The sequence below is a fragment of the Psychrobacillus sp. FSL K6-1415 genome (assembly GCF_038003185.1).
Lineage (GTDB): Bacteria > Bacillota > Bacilli > Bacillales_A > Planococcaceae > Psychrobacillus > Psychrobacillus psychrodurans.
Genome location: NZ_JBBOOQ010000001.1, coordinates 820586 through 839756 on the forward strand (window position 1 = coordinate 820586; position 19171 = coordinate 839756).

General features: G+C 37.2%; 5 protein-coding genes and 1 pseudogene. All 6 read left to right on the plus strand.

Annotated features, from left to right (window positions below):
* The first annotated feature begins 21 nt into the window (after positions 1-21).
* Complete coding sequence (locus tag MKY60_RS03985; protein ID WP_340928693.1) at positions 22-2715, plus strand: 5'-nucleotidase C-terminal domain-containing protein; 2694 nt, start codon at positions 22-24, stop codon at positions 2713-2715.
* A gap of 21 nt (positions 2716-2736) precedes the next feature.
* Positions 2737-7452, plus strand: a complete 4716-nt coding sequence (locus tag MKY60_RS03990; protein WP_241595271.1) for an endonuclease — start codon at positions 2737-2739, stop codon at positions 7450-7452.
* Positions 7453-7802: 350 nt separating this feature from the next.
* Entirely contained in the window at positions 7803-11834 is a 4032-nt protein-coding gene (locus tag MKY60_RS03995; protein ID WP_340928696.1) for a choice-of-anchor I family protein, read from the plus strand.
* A gap of 160 nt (positions 11835-11994) precedes the next feature.
* Positions 11995-12057: pseudogene (locus MKY60_RS21170) on the plus strand (zinc-ribbon domain-containing protein); the annotation flags it as partial.
* Positions 12058-12204: 147 nt separating this feature from the next.
* On the plus strand, positions 12205-13452 hold the full coding sequence (locus MKY60_RS04000) for a DUF2628 domain-containing protein (protein ID WP_445677979.1): 1248 nt from the start codon (positions 12205-12207) through the stop codon (positions 13450-13452).
* 238 nt (positions 13453-13690) lie between these two features.
* The gene (locus MKY60_RS04005) at positions 13691-19066 is read left to right on the plus strand and encodes a S8 family serine peptidase (protein WP_340928699.1); all 5376 of its coding nucleotides are present in this window, start codon (positions 13691-13693) and stop codon (positions 19064-19066) included.
* Positions 19067-19171: the final 105 nt, after the last annotated feature.

A 19171-nucleotide genomic window follows, 5' to 3' on the forward strand; every position in this document is an offset into this window, starting at 1 on the left:
AAAGAATATAGGAGGGAACTTATGAGAAAGAATAGAGTACAGAAGACCGTAGTAGCTTCAGTTCTTGCAATGTCGTTATTAACTTCTACTAGTGTCGGTTTGGCTAATAATTCTTTGCAAGACTTAGTTGATCAGGCAAGGAAAGATATGAAGGAAGCATCTTATGCTTATGTAGTACCATCTCAAAATGGAAAACTTGCTACAAGTGTAGAATTGTATCCAACATTGAATTTGGCAAAATTAAACTATCAAAAAGCAAGAAATGCTCTTTTAAAATCAAATGTTAAAAATAAGGGTACTTTACTCAAAGAACTAGATGATTTATATAATGAACGTATTACAAAAGGATTAGTGCCATATATTGATGCCTATAATTATGCGGACAAGTATTTAACACCTATTTTGGAAGATATCAAGAAAGCTGAGGTAGAAAGAGATTGGGTTAAAATTGAAAAGTTGTATCACCAATTATCTGTCCAATTAAAAAGTAGAACTGCCATTTTATATCGTTTTACAGGTAAAGCTGCTAGGGATTTATTGTTAAAGCAATACAAGGATCCTGCTAACTTAAAGCGTGATCAATTAATGGTTGCGGTAACTGTTTATATGAAAGTAAGGGAAGCAGACACACTAATAGCAGAAGGAAAAATAGAAGATGCAAGAAGAGTACTAGAATCTATTAAACAGTTACTTTATAGATTGCCGACTACGAATAATTTGCCGATGATCAAAGAACTTTTAGTGCAATTAGAAACAGTAAGTAAAAAAGCGGGAGTTATCATAATTACCACGCCAACTATTCCTCCAACAACAGGTGGTGGAAATAACGGAGGTGGAAACGGTGGTGGAGGAAATAATGGAGGAGGAAATTCAGGGGCAAACTTCAACTTATCCATTATGCATACAAATGACACACATGCTCAATTAGATAATGTGGCCAAACGTGTTACAGCTATAAAGGAATATAGGAAAGCAAATCCAAATGCATTATTAGTGGATGCTGGAGATGTCTTCTCAGGAACATTGTATTTCAATGAATTCAAGGGACAAGCAGATGTTGAATTCATGAATATGATGAAATATGATCTGATGACTTTTGGTAATCATGAGTTCGATTTGGGCTCGAGTGCTGAAGGACATAAAGCACTAGCAGACTTTGTGAAGAAAGCTAATTTTCCGTTTGTAGCTGCGAATACTGATTTTTCACAGGATGAGCATTTAAAAGGATTATTTAATGTAAAAATACAAAGTAACCCGAAGAATAGTCAAATTTATAGCGGGATTATTAAAGTGGTAAATGGACAGAAAATAGGGTTGTTTGGATTAACGACTGCTGAAACAAAGGATATTTCAAGCCCAGGCAAAGTGAGTTTTACAGATTATGTGAAAGCTGCTCAACAAATGGTTAACGAGTTCGAAAAGCAAGGAGTAAACAAAGTAATTGCGGTGACGCATCTTGGCTATGATGATAATCCGCAATATGACAATGACTTACAGTTAGCAGCTAAAGTATCTGGCATTGACGTAATTGTTGGAGGTCATAGTCATACCAAATTAGATAAACCAGTTGTGGTAGATAAGGATTTAGTAGGAAAAGCAAAAGATCCGACGGTTATTGTACAAGCTTATCAATATAGTGAGTTTTTAGGAACATTAAATGTCGAGTTCGACAAAAGCGGAAAAGTAATAAAACACGCTGGTCAATTAATTAGCGTTAACGACCAAGCTGAGGATGGTAAGGCAAAAGAGCTGTTAGAAAAGTATTCATCTAAAATTAGTGCATTAAAAAATGAACTGACTGGAGCAATCGCAGTAAATGCTTTAGATAATCCACGTTCTAGTACTGGTGGTTTAAGTGTTCGAAGCAACGAAACTGCCCTTGGGAATCTCATTGCGGACGGCATGCTGAAAAAAGCAAGAGAATACAACAAAGATGTCATTATGGCTTTCCAAAATGGCGGGGGTATTCGAGCTGCTATTGATCAAGGACCTATTACAGTTGGTGAAGTGATCACCGTCCTGCCTTTTGGAAATACATTAGCAACGATGAAACTTACAGGTGCAGAGATAAAAGCAACATTTGAAGTCAGCTTGAAAGAATTTCCGAAAGAAAACGGAGGATTCCTACATGTGTCCGGTGCTAAAGTCAGCTATGACTCCACTAAGCCAATTGGACAACGTGTTGCTTCCATCCAGTTTAAAAATGCTGATGGAACTTACACAGAAGTAAAAGAGGATGCAACATACACCATTGCAACGAACGCTTTTACTGCTAAAGGTGGAGACGGCTACGATGTATTGAAAAAAGCGTACGAAAACGGTAGAGTAACCGATTTAGGTTTATCTGATTGGGAAAACTTCCGTGAGCACTTAGTAAGCATTAGACAAGTTAACCCACAAGTTGAAGGACGGATTGTAGATGTGAAGGATGAAACTCCAGACAATGAATATCCAGGTGGAGATGTGGATCCGAAGAACTTTTCAGGAACAGTAGAAGCCCCAAAAATCTATAACGGCGATGTGAGGGTTTCGGTTACAGATGTCAGCTTCCTTGGAAATGCCATTATTAAAGGAAATTTAACGATAAAAGGTATTCCTTCTACTAATTTAGCACTTACAAATATTACAGTTAAAGGTAACCTTGAACTTTCCGAGGCAAACGGAAAAAGTGTGGACATAGATGGGATCATTGTTGATGGAGAAACTACTCTTTAACATACAAAGGAGAATTTATAGATGCGTAAAAGGAATTTGAAAAAATCCATAAATGTTTTCTTATCTGCCAGTTTAGTAGCTAGTTTAGTATTCCCTGTATTACCATCGAAAGCAGTAGCCGTATCAAATACATCTGATTTGATAATTTCAGAGTATATTGAAGGTAGCAGCTTTAATAAGGCCATTGAAATTTACAATGGAACTGGAGCAGCAGTTGATTTAAGTGTTTATTCACTTGAACTTCATACAAATGGAGCAGCTGCGGCTGCTAATAAAGTCTCATTAACAGGTACATTAGCTAATAATGATACGTATGTTTTATATCATAATGATGCAAATGCAGATATTCAAAGTAAGGGAAACCAGGCAAACGATTCTGTTATTAATTTCAATGGAAATGACCCTGTCGTTTTAAAGAAGTCAGGTACAATCATTGATTCCATTGGGCAAGTTGGTTCATCTGCAGACTATGGTAAAGATGTAACGCTTGTCCGAAATAGTAATATTGTTGCTGGAGACACAATTATCGATGACGCTTTTAATCCAGCAGAATGGACGACACTGCCAAAAGACGATTCCTCCAATTTAGGCTCCCACACAATGGTCATTGGGGACCCTGATCCCGGAGAAACCCAAGTAGAAGCTGTAACGGTTTCAATGCCATCATCGGCTGTTCCAGCAGACACAGAAATTACATTATCGACTAACACGGAAGGAGCTTTCATTTACTATACGACAGATGGATCTGATCCAACTAGCTCAAGTACGAAATATGAAAATCCGATTGTTATCGACAAAGATATTACAATTAAAGCAATCGCAGTAAAAGAAGGTCTAGTAAGCAGTCCAATTTCTGCATTCACTTACACAGTTATTAGTGAAACCGGGGTTTTGTCCATTGGAGAAGCACGTAATACAGCTATTGGTCAAACGGTTACTATTAAAGGGATAGTGGCTGCAAACTTAAAAAATTCAATTTCAGTTCAAGATGCTGCAAATGGTATTGCAATACGTCCTTCAAGTTTGCCTGCGGCAGTAGGAGATGAAGTAACACTTACTGGGAAATTAGCGGAATTCCGTGGACTTCTTCAATTAGACGGTACGACGATAGTTAGCAAAAAAGAAAATGTAGGAACCCCAACTCCTAAGGTTGTAACAGGAGCAGAGGTGAATGAAAGCAATGAATCCCTTCTTGTTCAAGCAAAACAAATTACAATAACTGCAGTAAATGCATTAAACTATACTGCAACAGATGGAATGACAGAGTTCATCGTTCGTGATGAAAACAGTTCACTAGGCTTAGATGTAGGGAATACGTACGAATCTATTACTGGTATTGTTCAACAGTATGATGCTGATTATCAAATTATCCCTCGCTCAGTTCAAGATATTGTAGAGGACAGTTCCATTCTACAGCCCGTTACTGCAACTCCTGGTAGTGGAACATTCAATGGATCTACTTTTGTAACGTTGTCTACAACGACGGCGAATGCGGAAATCCATTACACATTAAACGGTTCAGAGCCGACAAAGGATAGCGCAAAATATTCAACACCAATCGAGATTAAAGAAAACACCACACTTAAAGCAGTAGCAATTACTCCAGTAGGTACTTCGGAAGTGAAGACATTCGAGTATAAAATTACGGATAGTCTTCAAATTCATGATATCCAAGGAGCGGGACACCACACTTCTTTTGACAATAAAACAGTAGAAGGCATTCAAGGAGTTGTGACTTACTCGTTTTTGTTAAATGGGGCAACCTACTATCATATCCAAACACCGGATGAGCTAGCGGATACGAATCCAAATACTTCTGAAGCCATTGTACTTTACAGCGGAACAAACACATGGCCGATTAAAGTAGGAGATTTGGTATCAGTTACTGGGAAAGTAAGTGAATTTGCATATGACGGATATGCTGATCGTCAAACAACAGACTTAAAAACAACGCAAATTAATGTTAGAAATGACCAGGGTGGAAAAGTGGAAGTTATTACAAGTGGCGTAGCTTTACCAGCTCCAATCTTAATCGATGAAACGAAAATGTCTCTAGCAAAAATTGATAGCGACAATCTTGCAGTTTTCAATCCAACCGTAGATGCAATCGATTTCTGGGAAAGTATCGAAGGAATGCGCGTGCAAGTTGGAAATGTGAAAGCGGTAGCGCCTCAAGAGCATGGTGATTTGATAACTGTTTTGGAAAGCGCTCCAACGAACTCCCTACATGGTGGAGTTTTATATGAAAAGGACAATCAAAATCCAAACCGCGTGCAATTCCGCTTAGAACCAAATGGACCTGGGCGGGATTTCGAAGTAGCAACTGGGGATAAGTTCAAAGGGCCGATTACTGGAGTGGTGGGTTATTCGTTCCAAAACTTTAAAATTTATGTCTCTTTAAATGAAATGAAAGCTGCCCATACAAAAGGAAATGCAACACCAGAAAAAACAACAATTGTGAACGCAGAAGATAAGTTAACAATTGCATCTTATAACTTAGAAAACTTCTCGAATAATAAAACATCTACTACAGACGACAAAGCACGTAAATTAGCAAGAGCAATTGCAACTGATATGCAGAGTCCTGATATTGTTGGTGTAACTGAAGTACAAGATAATAACGGAGAAAGCTCTGGAGATTCAAAGGCAGATCAAAGCTATATAAGACTTATTGCTGCAATTAAAACTGCTGGTGGAGCAAACTACAAATATGTAAATATTGACCCAGTGAACAACCAAGACGGCGGAGCACCAAATGCAAATATTCGTGTTGGATTCCTATATAATCCAGAACGAGTAAAGTTGACAGAAGGTATTTCTGGTGGAAATGCAACTAATGCTGTTGGTTACAAAGATGGCAAGCTAACACTTAACCCAGGTCGTATTGATCCAACAAATAGCGCATTTAATAGTAGCCGTAAACCTTTAGCGGCACAATTTGACTTTAAAGGTGAAAGTGTCATCGTTATCGCGAATCATTGGAACTCTAAAAGTGGTGATACACCATTATTCGGATCCATTCAACCACCAAAATATGACAGTGAAGTACAACGTAAAAACATTGCAACAATCGTTTCTGACTTTGTTGTAGATATTAAAACGAAAAACCCAGATGCAAATGTTGTTTCTTTGGGTGACTTTAACGATTATCAATTTGCGAATGCACTTTTAATTCATGAAGGTGAACACATGACAAACATGATTAATAAAGTGGAAACATCAGATCGATACACATACCTATATCAAGGAAACTCACAAGTATTAGATCATATTTTAGTCACAAAGAACTTAGAAAATAAAACGAAAATCGATATTCTTCATATCAATGCAGACTTTACCGATATGGCAGGACGTGCAAGTGACCATGATCCAGTAATGGTACAAATTGATATATTTGCAGATGATGCTGTTACACCGATTACAGCTGAAAAAACATACAATATCAAAAATCTTCAAACAAAGAAACTTACTATTGGTAAACCTAGCGTATCTATCACAATTGACGATGCATCAGAAATCACAGAAGGCATTCTGTTAACGAGTGCTTATGCAGAATTCCATGGAGACGGCTTTGCAGAGCAAACTGTAACGATTAAACCACTAAACGCTGGCGCGATGATGGATTTCAAAGGTACGAATGTCCAAAAATTAATCATTGATGGTACGAACGTAAAAGAAATTAGAGGCGCTGAGAATATTCAAGAATTTGATTTCATTAATGGTGCAGATAGCAAAAATATTAAATTCACAAATTCGAAAGGGGAACCCATTGTGGTTCCTTCTTTACCTGGTGAAAACCAAGCGCCAGTAGTAAAGAATAATATTCCAAGTCAAACAATTAAACCTGGTGAGTCTATTTCAATCTTATTAACAGATCATTTCGCAGATCCAGAAAACCAAGTACTAACTTTTTCTTCTACGTTAGGAACGATAGCAGGGTCTATGTTAACACTAACACTTGCAGAAGGAAGCCATATTGTAGGAGTTACCGCTACAGACGGCGAAAAAAGTGTAACGACAAGATTTAGTGTACTTGTAACTTCCGCTAGCTCACCTATTGATGTCTATTATAAAGATGCTATTGGTAAAGAAGGTCAAGCTTTAAAAACTGCACTATATGAAATAATTGACGACCATACACAGCTTTCTTATGACCAAGTATGGGCAGCATTACGAGAAACGGATGAGGATCCGAATAATACAAACAATGTCATATTGTTTTACTCTGGAGTACCACGTTCTAAAACTGCCAATGGTGGAAACGTAGGACAGTGGAATAGAGAACACACATGGGCAAAATCACATGGAGACTTCGGCACAAGTAAAGGACCAGGAACCGATATCCATCATCTTAGACCTACAGACGTACAAGTGAATAGTTCAAGAGGAAACTTAGATTTTGATAACGGTGGCAGCCCGGTAAATAATTGTGACGAATGTAAACGAGCTTCTAACTCGTTTGAGCCACCAAATCGTGTCAAAGGTGATGTAGCACGAATCCTTTTTTACATGGCAACACGTTATGAACAAGGAGATAAAGTAGATTTAGAACTAAACGAAAAGCTAGGTAATGGAAGTGCGCCCTACCATGGAAAGCTTTCAACCCTATTAAAATGGCATGAGCAAGACCCAGTTGATGAATTTGAACGTAATCGCAACAATGTCATTCAAAAATGGCAAGGAAACCGCAATCCGTTCATTGATCATCCAGAATGGGTAAACCTGATTTGGAAATAATTAAGTTACATGATAGTAAATTTTTTACAAATGTTTTTGGGAGTAGCTTATCAGCTTGCTCCCTGTGCAACAAACAATTTCAACCGAGCTGTTACAAGACATTTCTATTTAACTTCTGAGAATTTAACCTCTTTGGTCCCTGTGTAAGATACAATTCTGAATTGTATCTTACACAGGGACCTTTTTGTAAATACATGTAAAACAGTATTTACAATTTATTTACAGTTATGCGATTGAAGTTAATAACTATTAGACCTATATTTAAGTGGCGACTTTGTTATTCTATTTATTAAAAAATGGAGAGCTTTAGATAGAGATAGTATTGTTCAACTAATTTTAGGAGGGAAATTATGCAAAACCATACGTTAAAGAAATCGGTAATGGCAGCTGTTCTTGCAACAACTTTATTAACTTCTACAAATGTTAGCTACGCAAGTAGTTCGCTACAAGAAATGGTAGATCAAGCAAGAAAAGATATGAAAGAGGCTGCTTATTCTTATGTAGTACCCTCTCAAAATGGAAAACTTGTCCCTAGTGCGGATTTGTATCCAACCTTGAATAAGGTTAAAAAAGACTATCAAATAGCAAAAGAGGCAATCTCAAAATCTAATGCTAAAAACAAAAGTACTCTATTAAATGATTTAAATGATTTATATAACGAAAGAATAACGAAAGGATTAATCCCTTATATAGATGCTTATAATTATGCGGATAAATATTTAAATCCGATAATGGCAGATATTCAAAAAGCAGAACAGACAAAAGACTGGGAACAAGTTGAAAAACTGTATCATAAATTATCTATCCAACTAAAAACCCGTTCTGAAATTATGTATCGTTTTACTGGAAAAGCTACACGGGATCTATTATTAGACCAATATAAACAAACTGCTGACATGAAGCGTAGTCAGTTAATGGTACCTGTAACTATTTATATGAAAGTGAAACAAGTTGATAAATTACTAGCTGAAGGAAAACAAGCAGAGGCTAAAAAGGTATTAGAATCTATCAAACCTTTACAGCTAAGATTACCATCAACTAGTACTTTACCAATGGTGAAAGAGTTACTAGAAGAAATAAATACAGTATCTAAAAAAGCTGGTATGGACATTACTCCAACCCCACCCCCAACAACGCCAACTAATCCATCCCCAGGTGGAGGGAACACTGGGGGAGAAAATAACGGCGGTAACAATGGCGGAGGTACTAATAAAAACTTCCAACTTACTTTACTGCATACAAATGATACGCATGCAAAGGTAGAGACTGCACCTAAACGTATTACAGCGATTAAAAAAGAAAGAGCAGAAAACCCTAATGCCGTATTAGTAGATGCTGGAGATGTATTCTCAGGAACTCTATATTTTAATCAATATAAAGGTCTTGCCGATTTAGCATTTATGAATCTCGCAGAATATGATGTAATGACTTTTGGTAATCATGAATTTGATCTTGGTTCTTCAGAAGAAGGCCATAAAGCATTAGCTGACTTTATAAAAGGTGCTCAATTCCCATTTGTTAGTGCAAATGTAGATTTTTCGAAAGATGAAAATTTACAAGGTCTGTTCAGTGACATAGCATCAAGCGCACCTGAAAATGGAAAAATCTATAATGGTATTGTTAAAGAAGTAAATGGCGATAAGGTAGGATTCTTTGGACTAACGACACAAGAAACGAAAGGTCTTTCTAGCCCAGGACAAGTGACGTTTACAGATTATATTATAGAAGCTGAAAAAGCAGTAAAAGTATTTGAAGATATGGGAGTGAACAAAATTGTTGCAGTTACCCATATTGGTTACGATGACAACCCAGCAATTGATAATGACTTAGCATTAGCTGCTCAAGTAGACGGCATTGACGTTATTATCGGTGGTCACAGTCATACAAAACTAGCAGCTCCAGTAGTTGTGGATAAAAATGAAACTGGTGCAACAAAGGACAAAACGATTATCGTACAAGCATCTTCCCAAGGAGACTTATTAGGTACACTTGATGTGGAATTTGATAAAAACGGAAAAGTTGTTACTCAAAATGGAGAACTAATTGAGGTTAGTAAATTCACAGAAGATGCAGAAGCAAAAAAATTACTAGAATCATATAAACCAAAAGTAGATGAGGTTGCTGGTGAAGAAATTGGTGTTAGTGCAGAGGTCGTATTAGAAAATCCTCGAACGAATGGAGACAATACTAAACCAAGTGTACGCAAAAACGAAACAATACTAGGAAATCTTATTGCTGATGGCATGTTGGTAAAAGCTAAGTCACTTAATCCAAAAGTAATAATGGCATTTCAAAATGGTGGAGGAATTCGCGCTAGTATTGATGCAGGTCCAATTACAGTAGGTGAAGTAATTACAGTTCTTCCTTTCGGTAATACACTATCTACAATGGAGATTACAGGAGCGGAATTAAAAGAAGCATTTGAAACGAGTGTAGGTGTATACCCACTTGAAAACGGTGGTTTCCTGCATGTTGCCGGAGCAAAAGTAGAATTCGATTCTACTAAACTTAAAGGCGAACGTGTCGTTTCTATCTCTTATGAAAATGCAGATGGTACTTACACAAAAATAGTAGACACAGAAACATACACAGTGGCAACGAATTACTTTACAGCTCAAGGCGGAGATAGCTATGATGTCTTCAAAGAAATTTATGAAGCAGGAAAAGTAAAGGATCTAGGTCTTTCAGATTGGGAAAACTTTGCCGACCATTTAAAAACTTTATCAACGATTCCAACAAAAATTGAAGGTCGTATCGTTGATGTTGCAGGACAAGTTGTAAATCCGGAACCAGAAATCGTTGAAGATCCTGGAACAACACCAGCTCCAGTAGCAACAACTGAGCCACCGCTTTATAACTCCAATCCAGAGGAATTTAAAGTTTCTCAAATTGCGCGCTATGACAGCGGTCAAGGTGAAACAGGAACTGAAATTTTAGCATACGATGTTGCGACCAACAAAGGATTTGTTACAAATGGAGCAGTTGGTGGATTTGATATCCTTAATTTTGCAGATGTAAAGTCTGGGACATTTAAGCAACTTGATTCTACAAAGCGTGTAGTTGTTGAAGATTATGGAATCCCAGGAGTTAAGAATATAACAAGTATTGCGTCTCATCCTACAGAAGATTTAATCGCAATTGCTGCTTATGCTGAAAAAACAGACCCGGGTTATATCATATTTGCTACAAAAGACGGGAAATATGTGAAGCATGTGGAAGTTGGAGCGTTGCCGGATATGGTGACATTTACTCCAAATGGTAAAAAAGCAATTGTTGCTAACGAAGGTGAACCAAACAAGGATACAACTATCGATCCAAAAGGTTCTATTTCCGTTATTGATGTAGCAACATTAACTGCAACAACACTTAACTTTACAGAGACAATGTTGGATGAAAAAGTTCGTACTTCTTATAAAGGGGCTTCAATCATAGAGCAACTAGAACCAGAATACGTAACTGTTTCTGATGATAGTAAAACTGCCTATGTAACTTTACAAGAAAATAATGCAATTGCTACAGTAGATCTTGAAACGAATACAATTCTTCATGTAAGAGGTCTTGGAGTCATTGACCATTCTGTAGAAGGATTTGAAATGGATGCAAATAAAGACGATAAAAAAGCGGACATTATCAAACAACCAATTCTAACTTTCCATATGCCAGACGCTATTGATACATTTACGGTGGCTGGTAAAACATACATCATTACTCCAAACGAAGGTGACTCTCGTGATTATGCTGATGATGGAGGATATAGCGAAGTTTCAGAGTTAGCTGATCTTACATTACCAATTGCTTTAACAGAAGCAAATTATAAAGGATTTACACAAGCAGAGTTAGATGCATTTGATCTATCTACTTTAGATGGATATAAAGTTACAACGGAAAATGGTTTAAACAAAGCTAGTACAGCATATGATGCAATCTATGGATATGGTGGTCGTAGTTTCTCCATCTTTGATGCAGTAACGATGGAGCAGGTATATGACAGCGGAAGTGAATTTGAAAAAATTATTGCTGAGAAAACACCAAAATATTTCAATACAAATAGCGATGACATTAAAGTAGATAATCGTAGCGATGATAAGGGGCCTGAGCCAGAAACAGCTGTAGTAGGTGAAATTGATGGCACAACTTATGGATTTATCGCTTTAGAACGTTACAGCGGTATTATGGTTTATGATTTAACAGATATAAACGCACCTAAGTTTGTAACGCTAATTTCAAGCAGGGACTTCACTGCAAAGGTTGCAGGGGACGTTTCTCCAGAAGGATTACAATTTATACCAGCTTCAGAAAGTCCAACTGGCAAAGCAATATTAGCAGCTACACATGAAGTATCAGGAACAATAGCTGTATATGAATTTGGAGTAGCAAACTGATAAAATAGATGATTGTCCCTGTGTAAGATACAATTCTGAATTGTATGCTACACAGGGGCGTTTTTGATTTGTCCCTGTGTTGCAAACAATTTTAGTGGAATACCGAAAATGCAAAAGCATATTATATGGAAGGGGTAAAAGAATAATAGGAGGAATATAACTGTTTTGTGCTTCATGTGGTTCTAGAATAACCGATGTTGCAAGGTTTTGCTCAACGTGTGGTAAAGAGATAGCTTTAATAAAAGAAGGCATAGAATCCACTCCTAACAAGAGAAGAAATAGAAATAAACCTGAAATTGATAATCAAGTACTTAGATTATTTATAGGTGAAAAAAAGCAACACTATTACATAAGAAGATGGTCAAAAGGTTTGAATACATGGAACTGGGTAGCCTTTTTCTTTCCACTTTTTTGGTTTGGTTATAGGAAAATGTATAAGCCAGTATTTTCGATTCTAGGAATTTCTATAGTAATTAACCTCTTAGGTAAAGTATTAGGAATAGATGAGGTCATTCTTAATACTGTGATAGGGTTAGCTGTTTCTTTCACAGTCGGAATTACCGGTAATAATTTTTACCGTCTCCATGCATTAAAAAGAACTCGAGAAATATCGGAAAGTAATATTAGTGATGTGGAGTTATTAAAGAACGAAATTCAGTTGCGAGGTGGTACCAGTTGGAAAGGCGTTTTTGGAACAATTGTGTGGATAGGAGTGTATTTACTAATAGTAATGAACATGGGCAGATTTGTTCCAACTAACAACAAAATAAAAGAGTCAGAGCCAGATTATAATATTGAATTTGAGATTAAGAAAGTGCTTGAAGATAATATACAGGCTCTTGAAAATGAGAATATGGATGAGTATATGTCTATGGTGTATACACATGCGGAGCAAACAACTTTTGCTGAAACCAAAAAAATGTTAAGTGACCTATTTGAAAAGTTTGACTTGGCATATGAACTTAAGGATTTTGAATTTCTATCGATTTCAGAACAAGAAGTTAAAGTCCGGGTAACTCAAATAACAACTCTTGTAGATGGAGAAAACTTCCAAGATAACGAATCTATATTCATCCATATACTGAAACCTCAAAAAGAAGAGTGGAAGTTTTTTAACAGTGAAGTGGAGTCTAAAAAGTACTTGGCTGAAGATCAATCGGTAAAAACAAATTCGGAGACTCTTTCTAATGAACCTTCCTATATTACTGCATTACAAGCACCCAGTATGTTTGATTTTTTTATTACTAAGAAAATCGACGTAAATAATGATGGAATCTTAGAAACAATTTCCTTTAGAGGTGGGCCAGAAGAAAGTAGCAATTACTCAAATGACAATGTAGAGATCATAGTAGAGTTTGATGAGCTTGAAATGACGCCCTTAACCATTTCTGCAGAGAATGCGCCAATTCTATACTTTTACGATATTAACCATGATGGCTGGATGGAGCTTTTCTACGAAACTGGTGCTCGCATAATAGGAACGGAAATGTACCAATTCACACCAGACGGATTAGCGAAGGTTACCACTTTAAATGGTTCTGTAGAAAAGTTTAATCCAAATGAGGTAATCACAAGCGAATATAATTACATATTTGATAAGTCTTTAGTTAGTAATTGAGTTGGTCCCTGTGTAAGATACAATTCAGAATTGTATCTTACACAGGGACCTTTTTGATAGGGACATGTCATAGCCACCAGGACTAGCACATATAGTAGAAATGATATTACATCATGAAAATTACTTTATAAGTAACCATTCATAGGAAGGAAGCGATTTTCTTAAAAAAGCATTAGTGGTAAGGGGCCAAACTTATAGTTTCGTAAAGTAAATTAGGTTGGGAAAAGGGGGAATTATATTGAAGAAAAAGTTTTTAAATAAATTTTTTAGTGCTTTTATGGTACTAGCTATGATCTTTACGATGCTTAGTCCTGCAATGACTGCTTCTGCAAACTCAGGTGTAAAGCCATTCAAGCAGAACACACCAAGCGAGAGTACGATGCAGTTAAAATCAGCTGTCGCGGAACAATTAAATTTAATAGATGGTGGGCCAAAGCTACACAAAGATTTACAAGACCAATCTGGTAACCAAGAGGTTGCAGTAATTATACATTTATCTGAGAAACCAGTAGCTCTTGAAAAAGGAATAAGCGAATTAAAAGGAAAAGCTTTCTCGACCACACAAGAAAGCCAAGTGAGAACAAAAGTAAAAGCACAACAAACACTAGTCAAAAAAGAATTAACAACAAAAAATATTGGTATTAAACAAGGATATACCTTTGACACAGTGTTGAATGGCTTCGCAGCAACGGTTAAAGCGAGTGACATTCCAAAACTACTTACTGTTCAAGGAGTAACATTAGTGGAACCAGACACAATTGTTTACGCGTCAGAGGAACCACAAAAAACAAAACCAACAAAGTCATCTGTGATTAAAAAAGATCCTAAAGTAGATGCTAAGATGAACACAAGTATTTCATTCTTAGGTATTGAAAAGCTTTGGAGTGAAGGAATCGAAGGACAAGGCATTAAAGTTGCGGTACTAGATACAGGAATTGATGCTGATCATCCAGAGTTCGCGGGTATTTATAAAGGCGGAAAGAACTTTATTCCAAACTCATCGACTTATACAAAAACACGTGCAGATAATGATGCATCTGAAACATTACCTTCAGAACGTCCAGCGGGAACACCTGAATTTAATGCAAATGGAAGTTCGTTCTATACATCACATGGCACGCATGTTGCTGGAACAATCGCAGCAATTGGAGCAAACGAATATGGCATTAAAGGGATTGCACCTAAAGTAGACCTTTATGCTTATCGTGTGCTTGGAGCATATGGCAGTGGATCAACTTCAGGCATTGTGAAAGCAATAGATACAGCTGTTATTGAAAAAATGGACATTATCAACCTTTCACTTGGTGGTGGAGCAAACTCTGAAACGGATGCAGGATCATTTGCTATAAATAATGCAATGATTGCTGGTACTATCGGAGTTGTCGCAACAGGTAATGATGGTCCTAACCGCGGCACAATGGGTACTCCTGCTACAGCACGTTTAGGGATTGGGGTTGGTAACACTACAAATCCGGAAACGATGCACAATGGAGAAGTAAAAGTTACGGTTGGAGATTACAACTTAACAAAACAACTACAATTAATGGGTACAACTTTTGGAAAGGATTTAGCTACACAACTTCAAGGTGAGTTTGACCTAGTGGCAGTACCTGGCCTTGGGGAAGTAAAAGACTTTGAAGGAATTGATGTGGAGGGCAAAGTGGCATTGATTGCTCGTGGAAATATCGCGTTTGTCGATAAAATTGCGAATGCAAAGGCAAATGGAGCAGTTGCTACGATTATTCATAACTCTGCAACCGGATCGAATACACCAAATGCTTCTGGAACATTCCTGGGGGATTCTTTTGCCTTCCTTCCAACTTATGATATGTCTTTGACTGATGGCGAGGCAATCCGCGCTGCATTGGCAGGGGGAACAGGAAAGGTTAGCTTTGGTAAATTCGCTTCTACGAATACTTTTGGAGATGAGGTAAATGACTCCAGTTCACGTGGCCCTTCTACACCAAACTTTGATATTAAACCAGATGTAAGTGCACCTGGAACAAATATTATGTCCACAATTCCAATGTACAAAACAGATTTCCCTGATGCTGTTTACGGTGAAGCATATGATCGTAAAACAGGAACTTCAATGGCAACACCACATATCGCAGGTATTGCTGCTCTTGTAAAACAAGCAAATCCTGATTGGAATGCTTTCGATGTGAAAGTAGCCCTTTCTAATACTGCTAAAATCTTGGATACAACGAAGTATGATGTATTTGCTCAAGGTGCAGGGCGTGTGAATGCATATGCAGCAGCACATCCAGAAATACTTGCTTATGGAGTAGATACTGCAGTGTTAGATGGTACTGGAGCAGTAGTAGAAAACTTAAAAGGGACAGTTACTTTCGGTCCACAATCACTTAAAGAAGGTAATATATCAGTAACAAAAGAAATTTTAGTGAAAGATATTGCTGGTAAAGGTGGAAACTATAACGTCTCAGTGGATGTAACAAAATCCTTTGGTGATGCAAAAGTGACGATAGACAAACCGACATTCAATCTTGCTGGAGAGCAAGTGTTAAAAGTTACATTGACTGCGTCTAAAGCAACTGCACCAAACGGTTCTGAAATACTGGGATATATCAACATTAACGGTGGGTCTTCAGAAGTTTCCTTGCCATTTGCGGCTGACTTTGGTGGAGTGACAGCAACTGAAATCAAAAACTATCAGATCACAAAAACAGATTTATCATTTAATGGAGACGGAGTTCAAGATTCTGCAGTTCTTTCGTTTACATTAACTGGGGACGTAACAACAAATTATATTGAACTTTGGGACATCATGAACCCTGAAGGTGGCGAATATGGTGACGGCTACATCGGTTACTTACATTCAGGAGCTTCACTTGGAAAAGGATCATATAACCTGAACGTTGCTGGACAGTACAAACCATGGGGTACTGCACCTGCAACAACAATACCAGACGGCCTATACACAATTGACTTCACTGGACTTGCAGCTTCAGGAGTTGTCCAGGACTATGTGGGTCCGATTGTAGTAAAAACTACAAAACCAGTAGTTACTGGAGCAGTAACGGAAGGCATAGCGACGGGGAAAATTACAGACAAATATATCGATTACAATGAAGAATTATATTTATACGGTTTAGAATACAACTTAAATGACAAATTAAAAGCTTCGTATATTGCCACTGAAAATGGAGTAGCAAAAGCAGCGGTTTCATTTAATTTGAATGAAGACGGTAGCTTTACATTCCCAGTAACAGCTGACACAGATTCAGTGAAAGTAATTATTAATGATGCGGCAGGAAATGTTGGCGAAGCATTAATTTACAAAAAAGAAACGGAAGTACCAGAACCAGTTCTATCACTTTCTGTTAATCCAACTAAGCTAGACTTAACAGCTGGAGAAACGTCTCAACTTACTGTAACAGAAACATCTACACCTGTAGAAGGTGATGCAACTAATAAAGATGTAACTTCAGAAGCTACATATTCTGTAGCAGATGAAAGTATTGCAAAAGTTGAAAATGGATTAGTAACTGCGGTAGGAAAAGGTTCTACTACAATTACTATTACTCATGGTAAAAATGAAGTGACAGTAAATGTGACTGTAAAAGATCCAGTAGTTATTGTACCAGGAGTAACTTTAACTGCTAACAAAACACAAATTGATTTGGAACCAAAAGAAGAAGCACAATTGAAAATTACAGAAGTAACAACAACAGCAGATGGAAAAACAAAACGAAAAGACGTGACAAAAGCAGCAACTTACAAAGTCGTTGATAATAAAGTGGCTAGCGTAAAAGACGGTTTAGTAATAGCTAAAAATGCAGGTAGTACAGCAATTACTGTTAAATACGGTAAAAATGAGCTAACAGTAAATGTGACGGTAACAGAACCAGGGGTAACTTTAACGGCTAACAAAACACAAGTTGATTTGCAAAAAGGAAAAGAAGCGCAACTGAAAATAACAGAGGTAACAACAACAGCAGATGGAAAAACGAAAAAGACAGACGTAACAAGTGCTGCCAAGTATTCAGTAGCAGACAATAAAGTAGTTTCAGTGAAAAATGGATTAGTAACAGCTAAAAATGCAGGAAGTATAGTTATTACAGTTAAATATGGAAAAAATGAGCTAGCAGTAAATGCAACGGTAACAGAACCAGGAGTGACACTAACTGCGAATAAAACACAAATTGATTTGGAGCCAGGAAAAGAGTCTCAGCTAAAAATCATGGAAGTAACAACAACAGCTGATGGAAAAACAAAGCAAGTAGACGTAACAAAGGCTGCAACGTATAAAGTAGCGAATGGTAAAATTGCTACTGCGAGCAATGGTTTAGTAACAGCAATAAAAGCAGGGGAAACTACAATCACTGCTAAGTATGGTAAACAAGAAGTAACTATAAGTGTGACAGTTACAGAGCCAGTAGTGACTTTGATTGCAAACAAAACAGAAATTAATTTGGAACCAGGAAAAGAAGCACAACTAACAATTAAAGAGGTAATCACTTCAGCAGATGGAAAAACAAAACAGTCCGATATAACAAGTCTGGCAACATACAAATCTGGAAATAATAAAGTAGCTACAGTCAACAAAGGTTTAGTAACAGCAAAAGGTGTAGGTAGCACAACAATTATTGCTAAATATGGCAAAAATGAAGTTACTATTAATGTCACAGTGTCAGAACCAGAAGTAACACTTACCGCCAACAAACCAGATATTAGTTTGGAATCAGGAAAAGAATCCCAACTTAAAATTACAGAAGTAACAACAACAGCAGATGGAAAAACAACCGAAAGAAATGTAACAACAGCTGCGACCTATACAGTGGCAGATAAAGCAGTGGCTACTGTAACGAATGGATTAGTAAGAGCGAAAAATGCAGGAAGTACAACAATCACTGCGAAATATGGTAAAAATGAAATAACTATAAACGTAACGGTTACAAAACCCGAAGTAACTTTATTTACAGACATTTCTCAAATTGAATTGGAACCTGGAAAGGAAGCACAACTAACTATTAAGGAAATAACAATAACAGCAGATGGCAAAACATCTGAAAGAAACGTGACTTCATCTGCAAAATATAAAGCAGCAGATAATTCGGTGGTCTCTGTAACGAATGGTTTAATCAGAGCAAAAAATGCCGGAGCTACAACGATCAATATTAGCTATGGTGAAAACAATTTAACTGTAAATGTAACAGTTGCAGCACCAGAAGTAACACTAGTGGCAGATAACACACAAATCGAGTTAGAAGCTGGAAAAGAGATACGCGTGGCAATTAAAGAAGTAACAACAACTCCAGATGGTCAAACAACTGAAAGAGATGTAACAGCAGCTGCAAAATATACTCCAGGGGATAAAGCAATAGTTTCAGTGAACAGTGGTTTAATCAGAGCGAAAAAAGCAGGAAGCACTACGATTACCGTTCAATACGGTAAACACGAACTAACAGTAAATGTAAATGTTTCAGAAGCAAGCTTCTTCAAATCTATTATTCCAGGCTCTGAAACTGTGGTCCCTGGTCCTGATTCCTTGACGCCAAATCCAGAAACAACAGTACCAAGTCCTGAACTTTCAGTACCGATTTTAGAATCGATGCCACAAGATGCTGGAGCAATTCTGATGCCTGCATAAAATGGTCCCTGTGTAGCAAACAATTCTGATAGTTAAACAATAGCCCACTCCTCTCGATATTACTGAGGAGAGGGCTTATTTTGTTGTTCCCTGTGTAAGAGACAA

Coding starts and splice junctions, on each gene's coding strand:
- MKY60_RS03985 (WP_340928693.1), top strand. CDS start 22: ATGAGAAAGAATAGAGTACAGAAGACCGTAGTAGCTTCAGTTCTTGCA.
- MKY60_RS03990 (WP_241595271.1), top strand. CDS start 2,737: ATGCGTAAAAGGAATTTGAAAAAATCCATAAATGTTTTCTTATCTGCC.
- MKY60_RS03995 (WP_340928696.1), top strand. CDS start 7,803: ATGCAAAACCATACGTTAAAGAAATCGGTAATGGCAGCTGTTCTTGCA.